The 19,842-nt window shown below is 69.7% G+C and carries 16 protein-coding genes and 3 riboswitches; of the genes, 8 read left to right on the top strand and 8 right to left on the bottom strand.

Annotation, left to right across the window (positions count from 1 at the left end; genetic code table 11):
* Positions 1–3 precede the first annotated feature (3 nt).
* The 4 genes from OG801_RS07100 to OG801_RS07085 all read right to left on the bottom strand — a co-directional run bounded on the left by OG801_RS07100 (position 4) and on the right by OG801_RS07085 (position 3,485).
* Positions 4–1,218: a hypothetical protein gene (locus OG801_RS07100; protein ID WP_355021976.1), complete on the bottom strand. Its 1,215-nt coding sequence runs from the start codon at positions 1,216–1,218 to the stop codon at positions 4–6.
* A gap of 167 nt (positions 1,219–1,385) precedes the next feature.
* Complete coding sequence (locus tag OG801_RS07095; RefSeq protein WP_378684343.1) at positions 1,386–2,006, bottom strand: hypothetical protein; 621 nt, start codon at positions 2,004–2,006, stop codon at positions 1,386–1,388.
* Between the two features lie 103 nt (positions 2,007–2,109).
* On the bottom strand, positions 2,110–2,730 hold the full coding sequence (locus OG801_RS07090) for a hypothetical protein (RefSeq protein ID WP_406034770.1): 621 nt from the start codon (positions 2,728–2,730) through the stop codon (positions 2,110–2,112).
* A gap of 41 nt (positions 2,731–2,771) precedes the next feature.
* Positions 2,772–3,485: a hypothetical protein gene (locus OG801_RS07085; RefSeq protein ID WP_406034768.1), complete on the bottom strand. Its 714-nt coding sequence runs from the start codon at positions 3,483–3,485 to the stop codon at positions 2,772–2,774.
* Positions 3,486–3,905: 420 nt separating this feature from the next.
* Between OG801_RS07085 and OG801_RS07080 the strand changes: the two genes are divergently transcribed.
* A complete protein-coding gene (locus OG801_RS07080) occupies positions 3,906–5,027 on the top strand; it encodes a helix-turn-helix domain-containing protein (RefSeq protein WP_406034766.1) in 1,122 nt (373 codons plus the stop codon).
* Positions 5,028–5,029: 2 nt separating this feature from the next.
* Here OG801_RS07080 and cbiE read toward each other — a convergent pair whose 3' ends face one another.
* Positions 5,030–6,223 (bottom strand): precorrin-6y C5,15-methyltransferase (decarboxylating) subunit CbiE, encoded by a 1,194-nt coding sequence (gene cbiE / locus OG801_RS07075; protein WP_406034764.1) that lies wholly within the window; start codon positions 6,221–6,223, stop codon positions 5,030–5,032.
* Positions 6,224–6,285: 62 nt separating this feature from the next.
* Positions 6,286–6,425, top strand: a riboswitch (cobalamin riboswitch).
* Between the two features lie 25 nt (positions 6,426–6,450).
* On the opposite strand from cbiE, the gene OG801_RS07070 reads away from it, so the two are divergent.
* The 4 genes from OG801_RS07070 to OG801_RS07055 all read left to right on the top strand — a co-directional run bounded on the left by OG801_RS07070 (position 6,451) and on the right by OG801_RS07055 (position 12,920).
* A complete protein-coding gene (locus OG801_RS07070) occupies positions 6,451–8,520 on the top strand; it encodes a magnesium chelatase subunit D family protein (RefSeq protein ID WP_406034763.1) in 2,070 nt (689 codons plus the stop codon).
* Complete coding sequence (cobO, locus tag OG801_RS07065) at positions 8,520–9,134, top strand: cob(I)yrinic acid a,c-diamide adenosyltransferase (RefSeq protein WP_406034761.1); 615 nt, start codon at positions 8,520–8,522, stop codon at positions 9,132–9,134. Before OG801_RS07070 ends, cobO begins: the two co-directional genes overlap by 1 nt.
* Positions 9,128–11,869: a cobyrinate a,c-diamide synthase gene (locus tag OG801_RS07060; protein ID WP_406034759.1), complete on the top strand. Its 2,742-nt coding sequence runs from the start codon at positions 9,128–9,130 to the stop codon at positions 11,867–11,869. The genes cobO and OG801_RS07060 overlap by 7 nt, the downstream gene beginning before the upstream one ends.
* Positions 11,870–11,993: 124 nt before the next feature.
* Complete coding sequence (locus OG801_RS07055; protein ID WP_406034757.1) at positions 11,994–12,920, top strand: cobalamin biosynthesis protein; 927 nt, start codon at positions 11,994–11,996, stop codon at positions 12,918–12,920.
* On the opposite strand, the gene OG801_RS07050 is transcribed toward OG801_RS07055, so the two are convergent.
* From OG801_RS07050 to OG801_RS07040, 3 genes are all read right to left on the bottom strand, one after another.
* Positions 12,908–13,171, bottom strand: coding sequence for a hypothetical protein (locus tag OG801_RS07050; protein ID WP_406034755.1), 264 nt, complete (start codon positions 13,169–13,171; stop codon positions 12,908–12,910). The genes OG801_RS07055 and OG801_RS07050 overlap by 13 nt on opposite strands.
* 231 nt (positions 13,172–13,402) lie before the next feature.
* On the bottom strand, positions 13,403–15,100 hold the full coding sequence (locus OG801_RS07045) for a ribonucleotide reductase N-terminal alpha domain-containing protein (protein ID WP_406034753.1): 1,698 nt from the start codon (positions 15,098–15,100) through the stop codon (positions 13,403–13,405).
* Positions 15,100–16,098 carry a ribonucleotide-diphosphate reductase subunit beta gene (locus OG801_RS07040; RefSeq protein WP_406034751.1) on the bottom strand — a complete coding sequence of 333 codons (999 nt, stop codon included), beginning with the start codon at positions 16,096–16,098 and terminating at the stop codon, positions 15,100–15,102. The genes OG801_RS07045 and OG801_RS07040 overlap by 1 nt, the downstream gene beginning before the upstream one ends.
* Before the next feature lie 150 nt (positions 16,099–16,248).
* A riboswitch (cobalamin riboswitch) is annotated at positions 16,249–16,466 on the bottom strand.
* 89 nt (positions 16,467–16,555) lie between these two features.
* Positions 16,556–16,741: riboswitch (cobalamin riboswitch) on the top strand.
* Positions 16,742–16,854: 113 nt separating this feature from the next.
* Between OG801_RS07040 and OG801_RS07035 the strand changes: the two genes are divergently transcribed.
* Genes OG801_RS07035 through OG801_RS07025 form a run of 3 tightly spaced genes read left to right on the top strand, consistent with a single transcriptional unit; the run spans position 16,855 to position 19,813 of the window.
* Positions 16,855–17,865, top strand: a complete 1,011-nt coding sequence (locus OG801_RS07035; RefSeq protein ID WP_406036256.1) for a FecCD family ABC transporter permease — start codon at positions 16,855–16,857, stop codon at positions 17,863–17,865.
* Positions 17,862–18,716, top strand: coding sequence for an ABC transporter ATP-binding protein (locus tag OG801_RS07030; protein ID WP_406034749.1), 855 nt, complete (start codon positions 17,862–17,864; stop codon positions 18,714–18,716). The genes OG801_RS07035 and OG801_RS07030 overlap by 4 nt, the downstream gene beginning before the upstream one ends.
* Entirely contained in the window at positions 18,713–19,813 is a 1,101-nt protein-coding gene (locus tag OG801_RS07025; RefSeq protein ID WP_406034747.1) for an ABC transporter substrate-binding protein, read from the top strand. Before OG801_RS07030 ends, OG801_RS07025 begins: the two co-directional genes overlap by 4 nt.
* The last annotated feature ends 29 nt before the right edge of the window (positions 19,814–19,842 follow it).

Here is a 19,842-nt window from a genome sequence, read left to right as displayed (position 1 = left end):
CGGTCACTCACCCTCGCCGTCCGGCAGGGGTGGCCGCTCTGGCACCTCAGGTCCGGGCAGCGGGCACGAAGGTCTAGCTGGCGATCCGCTGCACATGCTGAGGTCTTCCAACGGAACTCGGTTGAAGGCGTTGATCTGGCCTTGGGTGGCACGCACTGGGTTGTTCGGGCCTGAAGCCATAGCACTTACCAGGGGGCTGAGATCATCACCGTTCGTGCCGCAGTTGGCAAAAGACGGAATGTCGATGCCCGTAGACGGCGGGATGGTGCGACCGTTGTCATTTCTATAGTAGGGGCTGTTCAACGGACCCCGTGAGCCCGGATGTAGTCCGTCATAAGCGCCCAAAGGACCGCCGTTGTTGGCGTTGTAGCTCCCGCGGGCAAAATCTCCCCAGAGATACAGCTCAGCCGGGTGTTTCGTCCGGCACCGCGGACCGAGATCGACCGGCACTCCGTCAACTTCAAGGTCACTGAGCTGGATGAAGACCTTGCCGTTCACTAGCGCGGACGCCCCTGGAATGTCGCTCGGCCGCGGAGCGCACCCCGACGCCGCAGCCGGCCTGGACCACAGATGGACCATCAACGGCTGGACCTTGCCGCCGACCGGCGGGACGGAAATCGTCAGCGTTGCTGTGGCAGGGATGGTGCCGAAGGCGACCAGGTTGACCTTGTCTTCGGTGACGATCCCCACCTCGGCACCACCGCCCTCGATTGGCTTGATCGGGTACATCGGGTGCCGAAAGTAGGACGTCGGCCACTGTGTACTTGGATCCTCTGTCGCGCACGACGGTTGGTAAAATGGGTCGGGGAGGCAGGCAACTTTTCTAACGCAACTTGGCCCTACGTATCCCGTCGGATTCTCGATCGGATTGTTGAACTCCCCGTAATACATGGCCGCCCAGATCGGACGAGCTGTGATGGACATCTTCGAGCGCCGAGCGACTGCGTTTTGTGAAGCGGTGACGGTGCCTTCGGTGATGCTGATCGACCGGGGGGTGGGAAGGTCGCTGAATCCCGGCAGGCCCGCGGCCGGGTCGTCCGCGATCAACGCCTTCAGTTCCGGTATCGGAGCTTTCACATTGCTCTTGGTGGCACTTTGCGGATCGACTTCGGGGTCGCCCGTGGCCGGACCGGTGGGGAGAGCCAGGAAGGTAGTTGCCAGCAATAGGACGCCGACGGTCGCTCGGCCGGCGCGTGCTCCGAGGCGGGGAATGCGCATGAAGAGTTCCTCACGGTGGTCGGGTCCGGCGAGGGGCCGTACGGGTGTCCGCCCCCAGTTAAGTCCTAGGGTGTGGCGCTCGCCACATGTTCGATGAGCGTTGGGCTCGGAATCGGCGAAAGTTGTCACGCGCGTGACAACTTCGCTCGACTCGTCAATCCGGATGATCAGGGATTGGTGATCGTCAGGCCGGTGATCGCCCAGGTGCCGCTCACGCTGATGGCATCGTCTTTCATGAAGCCGAGGATCGGACAGATGAATCCGGCAGGGTCGTCGGCGATCGTCATGGTCGACCCAGTGGGCGTGAACACGCCAGTGACGTCGTCAAGCGTGCCGGAAACGTCCCCAGCGACGTTGAACGAGCAGCCAGCGGCCGAAAGGAGGAAGCTCACATCAGCGAGCTTGGCGGGCGATACCGATCCGACCTCGGGCCCTGTGATCGCAAATCCCCAGGTCCCAATCGGGTCGAATGTGGTAGCGCCGAAGATATTGTTGAAGCAGCCGCCGTAGTCGAGTTGGTCCCATGTGGCGGCCATGGTCCCGAGCGGCCTGCTGAGATCGGCGCTGATCAGAGTGCCGTGCAAGTCGAACTGATCGCAGCTGAACGTCTGCCCGACAAACTCGTCAGTGAAGGCGATCTCGTTGCCGATGAAGGCGACGGCGGGTCCGCCGTGTGGTGTGTATGTGTCGGCAGCAGCGTGGGCGGGCAAGGACATCACCGCGGCCGTGGCGATAGTGAGCCATCCGGTGGCGAGACCAGTGAGGACGCGATTGATCAAGTTCTTCATCAACTTCTCCAGCGGAGGTGGGTTGGCGATGTCGGAAGGGGTCTGTGCCGATGGCAGTTGCCAACGACACAGACCCCGGATGGATCGGTTCAGCGCTGGTCGATCACGGGTTGGTGATGGTGAGACCGTTGGCCGTCCAGGTCCCGGCCACGGAGATGGACTGTCCCTGTCCGACACCCAGGATCGGGCAGATGAAGCCGACCGGGTTGTCTGAGATGGTCAGCGTTGACCCGGTGGGCGTGAACACCTGCGTGGAGTCGTTGAAGGTGCCGCTCACCTCGCCCGCGACGTTGAACGAGCAGCCGGCGGCCTCGACAAACGCGGTGACGCTGGTGAGCGTGGCCGGCGAGACCGAGCCGACCTCGGCTCCGTCGACCCTCACGCCCCAGGTACCAGTCGGGTCGACGGTGGTGTCACCGGCGATCGGGTTGGTGCAGCCGCCGGACGCGAGGTTGGGCAGCGTACCGGCGGCCTCCCCGAACTCCCGGGTCTGACCCGGGTCGATGATGTTGCCGGTGAGGTCGAACTGCTCACAGGTCAGCGTCTGGTCGGCCTCGACCGCGGTGAAGGACACGTTGTTCCCGACAAACGTGATCGGGTTCGTGCCGTTCGGGGTGTAGCCGGCGGCGGCGGCCTGGGCCGGCGCGGACATGGCCGCGACGGTCCCGACAGCGAGGGCTCCGGCAGCGAGACCGGTGAGCACGCGGCTGGTGATCTTCTTCATGATGTTTCTCCTTGTGTGGTGTTGTGTTGAACCCGAGAGGCTCACGCGGTGCCCGCGCGAGGATTGGCGATCTGCAGCTCGAGGGAGTTGTCGGTGCCCGGCACCAGGGCGTTGATCGGGATGGAGCCGAACCAGGGGAAGAAGCCGGGGATGTCGAAGAAGTTCAGCGCGGCACACCCGGTGAAGCTCCCGATCGTGTAGGTGGAGGTGACCCGGCCGCCGCCGTTGACGGTGAAGAACTCACCCTCAGGAGTGCTGGCGGTGATGGTGACCGGTTCGGCGGTGTGGCAGCGGCTGCCGACAGCCAATGGCCACCAGATGCCGAACACCTTGGCCTCGACGTCGCTGAGCTGGATGTCGTAGGCGACCGTCGAGGTGAGCGTCGACTTGCCCAGCTGGCTGGTGGGCACGATGGCGCCGGACAGTGACCCGACCTGGGTCATGGTGACCTTGGCTCGGGCCGGGATCCCGAAGATGTCGAAGCTCATCGTCTGGGTCGGGATGGCGAGGGATCCCCCGACGATGTGGCCGTTGGTGGTGTCGATGACTGACTTGAGCACCGAGGGCCCGATGGCCATCGACGAGTCGACCTGCGCACCGATGTGCGTCGTACCGACGGCGTCGTAGTCGACCTTGAGGGTCGGGTTCTCGACGGCTTGGGCAGCGGGTGCCCCCGTGAGCAGCGCGGTGGCCACGAGCGCGGCGAATGCTGTGGCGACCCACGTGCGGTGACGGGGTGGAGGCTTGGTTCTCACGTTTTCCCCTTGCGGTCCGGGATGGATGACGCCACCCATTGACGCGGCCGCTGCCGAGGGCTGGCAACCGCGATGCCGCCGCTAGGTCGGGGATCCCGCCAAAACTGTCAGGTTGGTGACAACTTCGACCCAGCACGGAAAAGTTGTGAGGACCGTCACAACTTTTCAGGGTTATCCGGGAGCGAACCTCTGCCGCTCTGGACGCGGGGTCCGGCCGAGCCCTTCACTGCAGGGGATGTCGTCCTTCGCGCGGCTCCCCAGGTCGCAGCGCAGCGAGGGACGAGTGCGGAGGAGAGTTGCGTGACGACGAGGACACGACCGACTACGGATACGTTCACGGGCCCGATCCCGAGAAGGCCCCGGCCAACGCTGCGAATCGACCTTTCGCCGCCGCCCGACGCGATCGCTCGGGAGATCGTGGTGGCCTACCGGCCCCGGGCCCGTGACCTGTCTCGCCGCATCGCCGGACGCATCTGCCGCGAGGTGGCCGCGTTCGGCGATCCACGGGTGCACGACGTCATCGAGGAGGCACTCGGCGAGGCGGTCTCCCTGTTCGTCGACGCGATGGCCGGTGCACCCGTACGTGGGGCGACCGTGGCCCACATCTATCGACGTCTGGGCAGCCTGGAGGGAAGGGCCGGCCACAACCTCGATGCGATGCGAGCGGCACACCACATCGCGACGCAGGAGTTCTGGCGGGAGATGTCGAAGATCGCCGGCGAGCTGGAGCTGCCGCTGGCGTCGGTGAGCTACCTCGCCGAGGCACTCATGGACTACCAGCACCAGCTCCTCGAGCACGCGATGCGGGGCTTCGCCGAGCCCGCTCCGCCGATCGATCCCCGGCTGCCGCTCTTCGCGGCGCTCGTCGGCGACGTACGAGCGGGCGACCTGCGTGCTCTGGCCGGCCGTGCCGGCTGGGCCATCACCGATCGGGTGGCCGTGGCGGTGATTCCGGGTGGACCGGTCTCCACCCACCTCGGCGCGCCCACGGCACGTCTGCTCGCCGGCTCGAGCGAGGGTGCCATGGTCATGATCGGGGCCTCGGGCGAGGTACAGCTTCGGGCCAAAGCGGTGGTCGCTGAGACGAGCCGCCCGGTCGCGGTCACCTGGGAGGTACGACTCGACGACACCCGCCACGCCGTTCGGTGGGGCATGCGGGCCCTGGCCCTGGTCGCCGAGCAGGTCATCCGCGCTTCTGAGGACGGCATCGTGTGGTGTGCCGCGCACCAGTCGGAGCTGTGCCTGCACGCCGACCCGATGCTGCGCCGGTTCGCGGACGAACAGCTGCTGGCGCCGCTCATGGAGGAGACTCCGAAACGGCGCCTGGCGCTCGCCGAGACCATGTTGGTCTGGCTGCGTACCCGCCCCAGCGCCCCCGTCGTCGCCGAGCACCTCATGGTCCACGAGCAGACCGTGCGCCACCGGCTCAGGCGTATCAAAGACCTCTTCGGCGACCGTCTCAGCGACCCGTCAGAGACCGTCGGGCTGCTCGCGGCCCTCGAGTCGACCACCCCGCGGTGGCGCCGCGACCTCGCCGGCTGACCTCACCCGACGGAGTGGGTCCACTGGGTGACCGACCGGGCCGGGGTCCAGCCGGTGAAGGTGCCGATCGGGGCGGAGGTCTCGACCGCGATCCGGGTGAGCTCTCCGCCGTGTGCCTGGTAGGCGGTGGCGAGGAGCTGCTCGGTCTCCAGGGTGACGCCGTGGACCACGAGCCGGCCGCCGGGGCGGAGGGCTCGCAGACAGGTGTCGAGTACGCCGGGGCGGGTCGCGCCGCCGCCGATGAAGATCGCGTCGGGGGTGGGGAGGTCGGCCAGGGCATCGGGGGCGCGGCCCTCGACGACGGTGAGGCCAGGTACGCCGAGGTGGGTGGCGTTGCGGGCGATCCTGGCCGCTCGGTCTGGGTTGGCCTCGATCGCCGTCGTGGTGCAGGCGGGGTGGGTGCGCATCCACTCGATGCCTACCGAGCCTGCGCCTGCGCCGACGTCCCAGAGGTGCTGACCCGGGACCGGGGCGAGGCGGGCCAGTGCGGAGGCCCGTAGGTCGCGCTTGGTCAGCTGGCCGTCGTGCTCGAAGGCGTCGTCGGGGAGGCCGGCAGCCCAGCCGAAGAGTGGTGCGCCTACGCACTCGATCGCCACGATGTTGAGGCGGGGCGACTCGCCGACCCACGCCGAGGCGGATGCGGTCCGGGTGCTCTCGGTATCCGCGCCGAGCTCGCCCAGGACGGTCATCATCGAGGCTCCGAAACCTGTGGTGACCAGCAGGTTCGCGACCTGTTCAGGAGTGGACTCGTCCGAGGAGAGTGCGAGGATCCGGCGGCCGGGGGCGAGCTCGCGCGCGACCAGCGAGACGTCGCGGCCGACGAGGCTGACGGCCACACACGACTCGGCGGCCCAGCCCATCCGGGCGCGGGCGAGGGCGACGGAGGAGACGGCCGGTTCGATGCGTACGTTCTCCCGACCGAGAAGCGAGATCAGGGTCGTTCCGATGCCGGAGACGAGCGGGTCGCCCGAGGCCAGCGCGACGACGGGCGCGTCGCCTGGCAGCGAATCGAGGAGAGCCGGGAGCCCCTCGCGCAGCGGTGACGGCCAGGGTTCGCGCCGCTGGCCGGGGACGTCCGGGACGAGGTCGAGATGGCGCTTGCCGCCGAGGAGGACGGCGGAGTCCCGGATCAGCTGCTGGTGACGTACGGGGATCTCGTCCCAACCTCCGGCACCGATGCCCACCACGACGATCATGAGGCCAGACGCTACAGTGGCCGCTCAGGCGCGAGGTGCCCCGACTGCCCAGTCATCGGCTCTGTCACAGGAGCTGGTGAGGACGGTGGGAAGGGAGAATCTGGGAAGCCGGTGAGAATCCGGCACAGGCCCGCTGCGGTGAACGAGCCCCCTCGTGGGGACTCGACAAGTCCGAAGACCGGCCCCGCGTCCATCCAATCCAAGCGATAGGGAGCGGGAGCCTCTCCATGCCGGTTCATTACCCATTTTCTGCCGTCCTCGGCTGCCAGGCCGATGACCTCGACGACATGGGCCTCGCGCTCGTGCTCACCACGATCTCCCCGGAGATCGGCGGAGTCCTGGTCCGTGGCGAGAAAGGGACTGCGAAGTCGACGGCCGTACGCGGTCTGGCGGCCGTGCTGCCTTCGATCTCGGTCTACGCCGGGGATCGGTTCTCGATCGACCCGGCCGACCCGTCCGCGGAGTCGCCTGACGGGCCCTTCGGGTCCGCCGCCGTCGAGGAGAGCCGGCCCGTGCGCCTGGTCGAGCTCCCGGTAGGGGCTACCGAGGACCGGGTCGTCGGCTCGCTCCACCTGGAGAGCGCGCTGTCGCGCGGTGCGGTCGAGTTCGAGCCGGGGCTGCTCGCGCGAGCCCACCGCGGCCTGCTCTACGTCGACGAGGTCAACCTGCTCCACGACCATCTCGTCGACCTGTTGCTGGACGCGGCGGCGATGGGCCGGGTCAGCGTCGAGCGGGACGGCGTCTCGGTCGAGCACGCCGCCCGGTTCGTGCTGATCGGCACCATGAACCCCGAGGAGGGCGAGCTGCGCCCGCAGCTCCTGGACCGCTTCGGGCTCACGGTCGAGGTGGCCGCGCCGCGGGATCCGGCGCTGCGCGCCGAGGTCGTACGCCGCCGGATGGCCTTCGACCTGGACGCTCCCGCGTTCGTCGAGCGCTACGTGGCCGCAGAGCGCGACCTGACCGCACGGGTCTCCACCGCGCGCGCCCTCGTCGGGAAGGTCCGGCTCACCGCGCCCGGGCTGCTCAAGATCGCCGAGGTCTGCGCGGCGTTCGAGGTCGACGGGCTGCGCGCCGACATCGTCACCGCCCGCACCGCGGTCGCGCACGCCGCCTGGGCCGGTCGCTCCGAGGTCACCCGCGAAGACATCCGCCGGGCTGCTCTGCTGGCGCTCCCGCATCGGCGCCGTCGCAACCCCTTCGACGCGCCCGGGCTCGACGAGGACCTGCTCGACCGCATCCTCGGCGACGAGGAGCTGCCGCCCGAGCCGCCGGAGGGCGGGCCGGAGCACGACGACCCGCAGGACGGACCGCAGGACGGACCCGAGTCCGAGCCGGAGGTCGGGCCGGCCGAGAGCTCCCACGAGGACTCCTCGGAGACCGAGCCCGCCGAGACTTCTCAGGAGGAGACCTCGACAAAGGACGAGGCGCCGCCCAGCCCGTCCGCGGGGAACACCTCGACGACTGCCGCAGGCACCGCGTACCGCCCCCGCCTCCTGACGGTGACCGGCCTGGGCGCCGGCCGCACCGGCGGCCGGAGCAAGGCGATCGGCAGCAGCGGCCGCCGGATCGGCGCCAGCGTGAGCACCCGCGGCTCGCTCCACCTCGTCGAGACGCTCAAGGCGGCCGCGGGCAAGCAGGGCGCCCGCCCGCGCACCTCATCGAAGGTCGAGCTGCGGATCGAGGACCTCCGCACGGCGGTCCGTGAGGGCCGGGAGGCCAACCTGGTGCTCTTCTGCGTGGACGCCTCCGGGTCGATGGCCGCGCGCAAGCGGATGGCGCAGGTCAAGGCCGCGGTCCTCTCGCTGCTGCTCGACGCCTACCGGCGCCGCGACAAGGTCGGGATGATCACGTTCCGGGGCGAGGGCGCCGAGCTGGTGCTGCCGCCGACCGGGTCGGTCGACCTCGCCGCGGCACGTCTCGACGAGGTGCCCGCCGGAGGACGTACGCCGCTGGCCGAAGGCCTCCTCGAGGCCGCCCGCGTGCTCCAGCGCGAGCACCTGCGCGACCCCGATCTGCGGCCGCTGCTGGTGGTCGTCACCGACGGTCGCGCCAACTCCAAGACTCATGGCAAGGAGGCCGTCCGACGTTCGCAGCAGGCCGCCGCGTACGTCGCCGGTCTGGGCGTCACCACCGTCGTCATCGACTCCGAGGGCGGGCCGATGCGGCTCGGCCTGGCCCGCCAGCTGGCCATGCACCTGGGCGCCGAGCACGTGCCGGTCGCCGAGGTGAGCGCCGAGGCGCTGACCTCCACCGTCCACGGGTTCACCGGATCCACCATGGGAAGGGGCGCTGCCTGATGCCGAAGGGACAGCCGCTGAACGTACCCGACGACGGGCTCACCACCCGCCAGCGTCGCAACCGGCCCCTGGTGATGGTCCACACCGGCCCCGGCAAGGGGAAGTCGACCGCCGCCTTCGGGCTCGCGCTGCGCGGCTGGAACCAGGGCTGGCGGATCGGGGTCTTCCAGTTCGTGAAGTCGGCCAAGTGGCGCATCGGCGAGCAGACCGTGCTCGAGCGCCTCGGCAAGCTGCACGAGGAGACCGGCGAGGGCGGGCCGGTCGACTGGCACAAGATGGGCTCCGGCTGGTCCTGGAGCCGCAAGCAGGGTGACGCCGAGGACCACGCCGCGGACGCCGCCGAGGGCTGGGCCGAGATCAAGCGGTGCCTCGCCGCGGAGACGTACGACCTGCTCGTCCTCGACGAGTTCACCTACCCGATCAAGTGGGGCTGGGTCGACGCCGCCGAGGTCGCCTCCGTCCTCGCCGAGCGGCCGGGGCGCCAGCACGTCGTGATCACCGGCCGCGACGCCGACCCTGCCCTGCTCGAGGTCGCGGACCTGGTCACCGAGATGACCAAGATCAAGCACCCGATGGACGCCGGCCAGAAAGGCCAGCGGGGCATCGAATGGTGACCCTGCCCCGGCTGGTGGTAGCTGCTCCCTCGACCGGTTCGGGGAAGACGACGATCGCCACCGGGCTGATGGCGGCGCTCCGTTCCGCCGGGCACGAGGTCAGCGGTCACAAGGTCGGGCCGGACTACATCGACCCGGGCTACCACGCGCTCGCCACCGGGCGTCCGGGCCGCAACCTCGACCCTCATCTGGTGGGGGAGTCGCGGGTCGTGCCGCTGCTCCTGCATGGTGCCGCAGGGGCGGATGTGGCGGTCATCGAGGGCGTCATGGGGCTCTACGACGGCCGCCTCGGCACCGACGGCTTCGCCTCCACCGCCCACGTCGCCGCGCTGACCTCCTCGCCGGTCGTCCTGGTCCTCGACGTCGCCCGGATGTCCCGCTCCGCTGCCGCGATCGCCGCCGGGATGGCGGCCTTCGACCCGTCCGTACGCATCGGGGGAGTCGTGCTCAACCGCTGCTCCCCGGGGCGCAACGCCGAGGAGATCCGGCGCGCGCTGGAGCAGCTCGGGCTGCCTGTGCTCGGCATGCTCCCGCGCGACGAGTCGCTCGCGTCCCCCTCGCGCCACCTGGGCCTCGTCCCGGTCGCCGAGCGTGACGAGTCGGTAGCGCTGATCGAGCGTCTGGGGGAGCAGGTCGCCGCCCACCTGGACCTGCCCGTCCTGCTGGAGGTCGCCCGGTCGGCTCCGGCGCTGGGCGGGGAACCTTGGGATCCGGTGGCGGCGTTGCGCGAGAGCGACGGCTCGACCAGCGGTGCCACCGCTGGGCGACCCGTCGTGGCCGTCGCGGGCGGGAGGGCGTTCACGTTCCGCTACCCCGAGACCGAGGAGCTCCTGGAAGCGGCAGGCTGCGACGTACGCTCCTTCGACCCGCTCACCGATCCCGCGCTTCCCGAGGGCACGAAGGGGATCTACCTCGGCGGCGGCTTCCCGGAGATGTACGCGGCCGACCTCGCCGCCAACCGCAGCCTGCTCCGCGACCTGCGGGCCGCCGTCGAAGCCGGGATCCCGACGGTCGCCGAGTGCGCGGGCCTTCTCTACCTCGCGGAATCCCTCGACGGCGTCCCCATGGCGGGTGCCCTCCCCACCCAAGCCGCGATGAGCGAACGCCTGACCCTGCGCTATCCGGTCGCAACAGCCCTCGCCGACTCTCTGCTCACCCGTGCCGGCGAGCAGGTCACCGGCCACGAGTTCCACCGCACCACGACAACCCCTCCCGCTGGGACCCAGCCCGCCTGGTCGATCGAGACGGCACTTCCGTCGGCCGAGACGGCACCTACGCCGGCCGAGACGTCAACTGCGTCGAGCGAGACGCCAGTTTTGGACGACGAGAGTCGAGTTTCGCGAGCCGCAACGGCCAACTCAGCCGCCGGAACTGCCAACTCGGCCGATGCAAGTGCCAACTCGGCCGCCGAAACTGCCAACTCGGCCGATGCAAGTGCCAACTCGGCCGACCCGACTGACGTCTCGGCCTCCACAAGTGCCGTCTCGGCAGGCGGGGGTGACGGTTCGGGGCTGGTGGGGTTTGCGTCGGACACGCTGCATGCGTCGTACCTGCATGTGCATTGGGCCGGTCATCCAAAGCTGGCGGCGCGGTTCGCGGCGGCGGTTCATGGTGCGTCGCCGCACTTTCCCGCCATGGCGGGATTCTGCGGCGCGGTGAGCGCCGGTTCGGCCGCAGAATCCCGCCATGGCGGGGAATTGCCAGCCGCTGCGGACGGCCCGCTGACGGATCCGCTGCGGCACCACGGGGACGTCGAGGTGGGGGAGGGGCTGCTCGACTTCGCGGTGAACGTCTATCCCGGCGAGCGGCCGGAGTGGCTGGACCAGGCGCTCCACGAGTCGCTGTCGTCGGCGGCCTACCCCGACGAGGAGCCGGCACGGGCGGCGCTGGCGAAGCACCACGGCCGCGAGTGGGCGGAGGTGCTACCGACGGCGGGGGCGGCAGAGGCATTCACTCTGGTCGCCCGGGCGCGCCCCTGGCGGAACCCTGTCGTCGTCCACCCCCAGTTCACCGAGCCCCACGCGGCGCTCGAGCAGGCCGGGCACACGGTCACCGAGGTACGCGGCCGGGCCGAGGACGGGTTCGCCCTCGACCCGGCCGCGGTGCCCGATGACGCGGATCTGGTCGTCGTCGGCAACCCGACCAACCCCACGGGCGTACTCCACCCCGCCACCACCCTCCGCGCCCTCCTCCGTCCCGGCCGGCTGGTCGTGGTCGACGAGGCGTTCATGGATGCGGTTCCAGGCGAGCCCGAGACCCTCACTGCGGAGCGCACAGAGGGCCTGCTGGTCATCCGGAGCCTGACGAAGCACTGGTCGATCCCCGGCGTACGCGCCGGCTACGTCGTCGGCGACGCCGCCGCGATCAGCGACCTGGAGGCGGTGCGTACCCCGTGGTCGGTCTCGGCCACCGCGGCCGCCGCGATGCTCGCCTGCGCCACCGAGCGCGCCAGCGCCGAGGCCCGCGAGCGCGCCGAGCGGATCGCGACCTGGCGCGACCATCTCGAGACCGGCCTACGGGACCAGCAGATCGAGTACGTCCCCTCGTCCGCCTCCTTCGTGCTAGCCCGCCCGGGCGCCGGAGTCCGCGAGGCCCTGCGAGATCAAGGCGTCGCCGTACGCCGCGCCGACACCTTCCCCGGCCTCGGCCCGGACTGGGTGCGGATCGCCGTACGTCCCCCCGAACTCACGGACGAGCTCCTCAACGCACTCGGCCGACTGCAGGCGAAGCGGTGACCCGTGAATCGGCCGCCGCACTTTCCCGCCATGGCGGGAAAGTGCGGGTCTGCAGCTGCCCAACGTGCCGCATTTCCCCGCCATGGCGGGAAAATGCCGCCGATCGTCGGGCAGGAGCATCGAGATGAACCCGCGTGCGGTCGGACTTCTCGCCGGGTTCGCGCTCGACCGGATGCTGGGTGACCCGCGCCGGTTCCACCCGGTCGCCGGGTTCGGCACCGTCGCGATGCGGGCCGAACGGGCCTGGTACGCGGACGACCGAGCCCGAGGCGTCCTCCACACCGCGACCCTGGTCGGGGGAGCGGTGGCCCTCGGCGCCGCCGCAGAGCGCCTCGCCCCAGGGCGAACAGGGAAGACGCTGGTGACCGCGGCCGCGACCTGGGCGGTCCTCGGTGGCCGGTCGTTGGAGCGGGAGGCACTGGCCGTCCACGCCCATCTCGACCGCGACGACCTCCCGGCCGCGCGGCAGCGGCTGACCCACCTCGTCGGCCGCGACACCGACGAGCTCGACGCCTCCGAGGTCTCCCGGGCCGTGGTCGAGAGCGTCGCCGAGAACACGTCCGACGCGGTGGTCGCGCCGCTGGTGTGGGGCGCCATCGCGGGCGTACCCGGCCTGCTCGGCTACCGCGCCGCCAACACCCTGGACGCGATGGTCGGGCACCACAACGACCGCTACGAGCACTTCGGCTGGGCCAGCGCCCGCCTCGACGACCTGCTCAACCTGCCCGGCTCCCGCCTCTCCGGCCTGCTCACGCTGGTCTCCGCGCCGTCGCGGGCCAGGCAGGCGTGGGAGGCCTGGCGTCGCGACGCCGCACGCCACCCGAGCCCGAACGCCGGCGTCGTCGAGGCATCCTTCGCCGGCGCCCTCGACATCCGCCTCGGCGGCACGAACCGCTACTACGGCAACCGGATCGAGCACCGCGCGGTGATGGGCGACGGCCGCGACGCAGCCCCCGTCGACGTCGTCAGCGCCACCGCGCTGGCCCGCAGGGTCGGCATCGGCGCGGCCCTGGTCGCGGCGGCGTACGCCGTCATCACTCAGCGCCCGTGACGGAAGGCCCGGGCCAGGACCGCGGGCGGCGCCTCAGCGATGCCCGGTCCGCCGGCGCGGGTCCACTGGGCCAGGGCGTCGGCGACCCTCGCCGTGCCGACCCGGGCGACCCAGACCGGCCGCGCTCCGCGCTGCCGCCCCTCGGGTGAGGGGCCGACCACCACGACGTCGGCTCGCTCGCAGGGGCCGAGGCAGTCGGCGACACGTACGGTCGCCGACTCCCCGGCCACTGCGTTCAGCGTCGTGAGCACGGCCGCATGGTCCACTCCGGGCGACTTCCGTTCCGTCCCGCAGCAGCACCCGCGGCAGACTGTCAGCGTCGGCCGCCCGGCCGCATCGCTCATCCTTCGCAAGCCTCACAGTCCGGGCCGTTCTCGATGGCACAGACCTCGGCATCGCTCCAGTCGTCCCAGGTCAGGTCGTCGATGGCGTCGGTGGTGGTCGGGGTCTCGTTCATGGTCATGCCTCTCGGTCGAAGAAGATCAGTTGGTACGGGTCTGCTTGCTGGCCTGGATGCCGGCCCGCGAGCGCAGGTAGTACAGGCTCTTGATGTTCGGGTCGAGCAGGGCCAGCTTGTGGATCTTGCTGATGTACTGCGGGGTCGCGTCGGCCTGGAAGAACAGGTTGAGCGACTGGGCCTGGTCGATGTAGACCTGCCGGTCCGAGGCGCGGGCGAGCAGGATCTCCTGGTCGATCTCGTAGCCGGTCTTGAAGACGTCCTTCTCGTGCTCGTCGAGCCAGTCGACGTGCTGGACCGAACCGCCGTGGTCGACGATGTCGTCGATGTGCGCCTGGTCGTAGACCCCGCGGTCCTCCATCACCTCGACGAGGTTCTGGTTGGCCCGCGGCATCTCGCCGGCCGAGGTGGTCTGGTTCCAGACGTTGGCGACGTACGGCTCGATGCCCTGGCTGGTGCCGCCGACGATCACCGCGGTGCTCATCGTCGGCGCGATCGCCATCAGGTGGGAGTTGCGTCGCCCGACGCACCACTCCGGGATGCCCGCGACCGAGCCCATCCACCGCGACGCTGCGTCGGCGTGCGACGAGATCCGCTCGAAGATGTCCTTGTTGAGCGCCGCAGCCTTGTCCGACTCGAACGGCACCCGCTGCTTCTGCAGGTAGTCGTGGTAGCCCATCACGCCCAGCCCGAGGCTGCGGGCCTTCTCGGTGTAGCGCACCGCCCGCTCCAGGCCGCGGATGGTGCGGGCCTTGCGCAGGAACGCCTCGGCGACCGCGTCGAGGAAGACGGTGGCGACGTACGCCGTGTCCTGGTCCTTCCACTCGTCGTAGGTCGACAGGTTCAGCGAGGAGAGCACGCAGGTGTAGGAGTGGTCCTCGTCGGAGAAGAGCGTGATCTCCGAGCACAGGTTGGAGGCCTTGTTCTCCAGCCCGTTGGCCCGGTAGGACTCGGTCTGGGCCGCGTTGACGGTGTCGACCTTCCAGATGTAGCCCTTGCCGAGCACGACCCGGATCTTCAGCACCCGCTGGTAGCGCTCCAGAGCATCGCGATCCCCGGCGAGCATCCGGTCGATGAACGCCTGGCTGAAGATCCAGCCGATGTTCTTGTTGGCGGGCTCGCGGAAGATCAGGTCGGCGAGCTCGAAGAAGTCCGGGTGGTCCACCGGCAGGTAGCCCGCCCAGGAGCCGCGGCGGGTGGCGCCCTGGCTGATCTGGTTGGTCATCTCGACGAAGTTGCAGAAGACCGGGACCACGCCGTTGGCCTTGCCGTTGTCGCTGAACTTCGCGCCGCGGGGCCGGACGTCACCGAGGTACGCCGAGGTCCCGAACCCGTTCTGGGAGAGGATCGCCGCCTCCTTGAGGGTCTCGTAGAAGCCCCACACCGAGTCCTCGACGTACGAGCCCTCGCACGAGACGGGCAGACCCCGGTCGGTGCCGAGGTTGGACAGCACCGGCGTCGACGGCGAGAGCCAGCCGTTCCAGATCGCCTCGAAGAACCGCTCCGTCCAGGAGACGCCGTCCTCGCGGGGGTACATCTCGTCGGCGAGATCGCCGGCGGTGCTGGCGATGGTCTCGTAGCGTTCCCGCACGCTCTGGTCGGCGACGGTGTACTTGGCCTTGAACATGGCGTAACCCGCCGTGGTCATGAAGGCGGGCACGATGCCCTCGGCCTGCAGGGCCTTGCGCTCGGCAGAGAGCGCCTCCCAGTTGCTGTTGCTCATTAGAAGCTGAACTCCGTCTCGCCGATGTTGCGGTTGTATTCGTTGCCGGTGACCTGGAAGAAGTCGTGGAACTGGGTGCCGTTGATGCCGCTGTAGAACCATTCGGCGATCGGGTTGGCCTCGACGTTGAACAGCGGCTCCATCCGCATGTTCTCCAGGGTCATGTCGATGCGGGACCTCACGAAGGTCTCCAGGTCGGCCTGGTCGATGCCGGCGATCGGCCCGTCGTCGAAGAGCATCTCGACGATCCGGGCCTCGTGGGCGTAGAGGTGCTCGGCGACGCCACGGACCCTCGCGAAGAGGTCGTCGCGCTCGGCCTCGAACTTGTCGGCAGGGACGGTGGCGGCGTACTCGTCGAGGGTGGTGTTGAACAGCCAGGCGCCGCCGGTGGCGTGCAGGTTCTCGTCGCGGGCGGAGAAGTTGATGCCGCTGATCACGTTCTGCAGCAGGTTCTTCCCGCCGGACTGGAAGTGCTTGAGGAAGGCGAAGTTGGAGTAGAGGACGCAGTTCTCCATCAGCGTGAAGACGCTCAGCGCGTAGAGCAGGTCCTCGTCTGCGATCGCGTCCCACACGAACTGGATCCGCTCGGCCAGCACCGGGTCGTTCTTGTAGGAGTCGTAGAACTCCTCGGTGTCGATCATGAGCACCTTGTTGAGCTTCGCGTAGAACGGCGCGTGCATGTTCAGCTCGGCGAACGAGAAGGCGTTGGTCATCATCTGGACCTCGGGCCGCGGGAACGCGTGGAAGAGCCGGTCGCCCCACACCTCGCCGCCGAGGATCAGCTCGTAGATGGTGAACAGCTTCAGCGTCGTCTTGACCGCGGCCTGCTCGGCGTCGGTCATGTTGACCAGGAAGTCCTGCTTGTCGTTCTCGACCGGGATCTCCTCGGCGGTCCAGAAGATGCTCCGCTGCTTCTTCGCCAGGTCCTCGGCCATCGGATAGTCGAAGACGTACGCCGACTTCTCGGTGCGGATCGGTAGACCCTCGGTGTCGATCAAGCCCCATGCCCCTTGCTCACGCGGGCCCCCGGCCCGCTGGATGTCTCGTGCATCCGTGCCGGGGCAGGGAGGACGGCGGCAGCGCGCCGGGCGGACCCGGTCACGTGGTGCTCGCTCGATCCCCTGACCTTCCCTCGAGGTCGCGGACCCCACCATGAGGTGGGCACTGGCAGGTCTTCGGACTCGTGGGCGTCATCGTGCTCGGTCCTAGTGGCCGTCGCTTCCCAGGAGCCGGCTTGCTCCCAGTGCTTCGTGACGGCGGTCGTTCCCACTCACCGCTGCGGGGCAGTCCCGGACTCACACCGGGTTCCCTCTTGCCTCTCCCGCCCCGTCGCCGAGGTGGGAGAACCAGCTGCGAGGACCACTATATGCGGGAATTACACCAATGCAACTTCCTAGATCTTGTGTTCTGCCGTGTCGTCGGAAACTTCCCCGACACCGTCTCCGCAGCCCGTGCTAGCCTCTGCGCCGAGTCGAACGCATCCTGATGGATGCCAGGGAACTCCGGTGTGAATCCGGGACTGGCGCGCAGCGGTGAGGGCGACGGCGACGACCAGGAAGCCACTGGGGACCGAGTCCCTGGGAAGGCGGCGTCGCCGGGTGAACCCGAGTCCGAAAACCTGTCGGCTCAGATGTACGTCACGGCCCTCGCGACCAGGGTCCAGAGGACCTGAGAGGCCGACCGCCGTGGAAACGCTGTCCCGCGAGACCCTGAGCCCGCGCCGTGCTCGTGAGGGGAGACGACGAGTCCCGTTCGTGCCGCTGGTGGCCGGGCTGCTGCTCGCCTCGGCGCTCAGCGCCGTCGCGTCCCTGGCCTTCGGGTCCGAGCGGATACCGATCGGTGAGGTCGTCGCGACCGTCGGCGACCGGCTCCAGGGCGACGCCCCGGGGAAGTGGGACGTGATCGTGTGGGAGCTGCGCGTCCCCAGGGCGCTGATGGCGCTCGCCGTGGGCGCCGGCCTCGCCGTCGCCGGCGCCGGCATGCAGACCCTGGTCCGTAACCCGCTCGCCGACCCGTTCCTGCTCGGGATCAGCTCGGGCGCCTCGGTGGGAGCGACTGCGGCGATCACCACCGGGGCGCTGGGCGGCCTCGGCATCTATGCGGTCTCCGGCGGCGCGCTGCTCGGGGCGGTCGGCTCGGCCATGCTGGTGTGGCTGGTGGCCACCGCGCAAGGTGGTCTGACCCCGATCCGGTTGGTGCTCTCGGGTGTCGTGCTCTCCTCGGGGCTCTCCGCGATCGCCTCGTTCCTGGTCTTCATGAGCGATGATCCGCGCGCGGCCGACTCGGTGATGTTCTGGATGCTCGGCAGCGTCGGTGGCGCCAGCTGGGAGAAGCTGTGGCTGCCCGCGGTCCTCAGTCTCGTCCTCGGGCTCGCAATGCTGGCGCTGCACCGTTGGCTGGACGCCTTGGCCGCCGGCCCCGAGACCGCTGCCGCGCTCGGTGTGAACGTCGCGGCGCTGCGTACGACTCTGTTCGTCGCGCTGGCCGTGCTGGTCGGGGTCCTGGTCGCGGTCAGCGGTGGGATCGGGTTCGTCGGGCTGATCGTGCCGCACGCGGCCCGGCTGCTCGTGGGCGCCCAGCACCGGGTGGTGCTCCCGGTCGCCGCCCTGGGTGGCGGGCTGTTCCTGCTGTGGGTCGACGTGCTCGCCCGGGTGGTGGCCCGCCCCCAGGAGATCCCGCTGGGTGTGGTCACCGGCGTCGTCGGCGCGCCGCTCTTCCTGCTGCTGCTCGGCCGCGGTCAGTACCGCTTCGGCGGTGACCGATGAGCGACCACTTCCAGCCCGCGCTACGGCTGCGAGGGGTCGCGGCCCGGCTGGGCGAGCGCGAGGTGCTTCGCGATGTCGATCTGGACGTGCCGGTGGGCACCCGCCTAGGGATCGTGGGGGTGAACGGCGTGGGCAAGTCGACCCTGCTGCGTATCCTCGCCGGGGTTCTGCGGCCCAGCGCCGGGCTGGCCCATCTCGCCGACGAGACCGGCCGGCTCCACGAGACGGCCCGGATCGGCTCGCGTGAACGCGCCCGGCGGATGGCGTACGTCCCCCAGGAGGAGGTCGTCTCCGCCGAGCTGCTCGTCGGGGAGATGGTGGCGCTGGGCCGGGTGCCCCGCACCCGGCCCTGGTCCCGGGGCGGACGGCAGGAGCGCGAGATCGTCCGGGCGGCTCTCGACGCCGTCGGCCTCGCCGACCGCATCGACGACCCGTGCGAGCGGCTCTCCGGCGGCGAGCGGCGCCGGGCGGTGATGGCCCGCGGCCTCGCCCAGGAGTGCCCGGTGATGCTCCTGGACGAGCCCACCAACCATCTCGATGTCGCCTGGCAGTTGCGGTTGCTTCAGAGCGTCGCCGACCGGGCCGAGACCCTGGTCGCGACCATCCACGACCTCGACCTGGCGCTCCGATCCTTCGACCGGCTGGCGGTCCTCGGTCGGCCGCCGGGCAGCGAGCCCGCCGGCGATCCACAGAGTGGCCCGGCGACAGTCGTGGCCCACGGGCCGCCGGCCGAGGTGCTCGACGCCATCCGCGTCGAGCATCACTTCGGCGTGGGATCCGTCCAGGTGCCGCATCCAGATCTGGACCAGCCTCATCTACTCATCCATCCTCGGAAGGACCGATCGGCATGACTCAGCTCATCACCAGATCCGTACGCCACCCCCGACTCGCCCCGCTCGTCGCGTTCGCGCTCGGCACCACGATCATCACCGCCTGCGGGGCGCAGGAGACAGCCACCGATGACGCCTCCGGGAAGGGCGCGGTCACCGTCGAGAACTGTGGCGAGAAGCTCACGGTCGACGAGCCGGTCACCGAGCTGTACGCCTACGACGGCGGGATCATCTCCATCGCCCTGGCCGTCGGTGCCCGCGAGGAGCTGGTCGCCGTGACGGGCCTGGCCCGGGACGAGCAGCTCCTCGAGCTCGCCTACCCCGAGGACCGGGTCGGCGAGCTCGAGATCGTCGGCGATGACCACCCGACGCTGGAGACCGTCCTGGCACTCGACCCGCAGGTGATGTTCGCGGGCTGGGGCTACGGGTTCAGCGAGTCGCGCAACCTGGTGCCCGAGATGGTGCAGGAGCGGGGCATCGACACCTACCTGCTCAGTGAGACCTGCCGGCAGGAGGACGGTGACCGGGGCACGATGGAGGCCTGGACGGCGCTGCGTACCGACCTGCTCAACATCGGCGAGCTGACCGGCCACGACGTGACCGCGAAGAAGGTCGTGGCGGACATCGAGAAGCGCCGCAAGGCCCTGGAGAGCGCGCCGAAGCCCGACGAGGAGCCGACCGCGTTCCTCTTCGACTCCGGCACCGACGCGATCTTCACCTCCGGCTCCTTCGGTGGCCCCCAGGCGATCTTCGACACCGCCGGGGTGACGAGTGCGACCGCCGACGTCGAGGACACCTGGACCGAGGTCGGCTGGGAGCGCTTCGCCGCCGCAGAGCCCGACGTCATCTACTTTGTGGACTACCCGGGGCAGTCCTATGAGGAGAAGGTCAAGGTCCTCAAGGCCAACCCTGCCTCCCGTGATCTGCCGGCCGTCAAGGAGAACAGATTCGTCAACCTGCCCTACGCGATGTGGGTCTCCGGCCCGCTCAACATCGACGCCGCCGAGTGGGTCCGGCGCTCGCTGGAGCACTTCGGTCTCGCGCCCGATTCCGGGATCGATCCGACGCTCGACATCACCGATCTCACCAACCTCGACGGCAACGAGTGGCTCCGCTGAGATCCCGCTATAGTGCAACGCAACGGACA

This window comes from Nocardioides sp. NBC_00163 (genome assembly GCF_045206295.1).
In the GTDB taxonomy this organism is placed as follows: domain Bacteria; phylum Actinomycetota; class Actinomycetes; order Propionibacteriales; family Nocardioidaceae; genus Nocardioides.
The sequence above is the reverse complement of the archived record's forward strand: the minus strand, read 5'-3'. Positions and strand labels throughout refer to the sequence as shown.

What these genes read in the sequence shown, in the direction of transcription:
- OG801_RS07100 (WP_355021976.1), bottom strand. Translation starts at nt 1,218, where the DNA reads ATGCGCATTCCCCGCCTCGGAGCACGCGCCGGCCGAGCGACCGTCGGC.
- OG801_RS07095 (WP_378684343.1), bottom strand. Translation starts at nt 2,006, where the DNA reads ATGAAGAACTTGATCAATCGCGTCCTCACTGGTCTCGCCACCGGATGG.
- OG801_RS07090 (WP_406034770.1), bottom strand. Translation starts at nt 2,730, where the DNA reads ATGAAGAAGATCACCAGCCGCGTGCTCACCGGTCTCGCTGCCGGAGCC.
- cbiE (WP_406034764.1), bottom strand. Translation starts at nt 6,223, where the DNA reads ATGATCGTCGTGGTGGGCATCGGTGCCGGAGGTTGGGACGAGATCCCC.
- OG801_RS07070 (WP_406034763.1), top strand. Translation starts at nt 6,451, where the DNA reads ATGCCGGTTCATTACCCATTTTCTGCCGTCCTCGGCTGCCAGGCCGAT.
- cobO (WP_406034761.1), top strand. Translation starts at nt 8,520, where the DNA reads ATGCCGAAGGGACAGCCGCTGAACGTACCCGACGACGGGCTCACCACC.
- OG801_RS07060 (WP_406034759.1), top strand. Translation starts at nt 9,128, where the DNA reads ATGGTGACCCTGCCCCGGCTGGTGGTAGCTGCTCCCTCGACCGGTTCG.
- OG801_RS07055 (WP_406034757.1), top strand. Translation starts at nt 11,994, where the DNA reads ATGAACCCGCGTGCGGTCGGACTTCTCGCCGGGTTCGCGCTCGACCGG.
- OG801_RS07045 (WP_406034753.1), bottom strand. Translation starts at nt 15,100, where the DNA reads ATGAGCAACAGCAACTGGGAGGCGCTCTCTGCCGAGCGCAAGGCCCTG.
- OG801_RS07030 (WP_406034749.1), top strand. Translation starts at nt 17,862, where the DNA reads ATGAGCGACCACTTCCAGCCCGCGCTACGGCTGCGAGGGGTCGCGGCC.
- OG801_RS07025 (WP_406034747.1), top strand. Translation starts at nt 18,713, where the DNA reads ATGACTCAGCTCATCACCAGATCCGTACGCCACCCCCGACTCGCCCCG.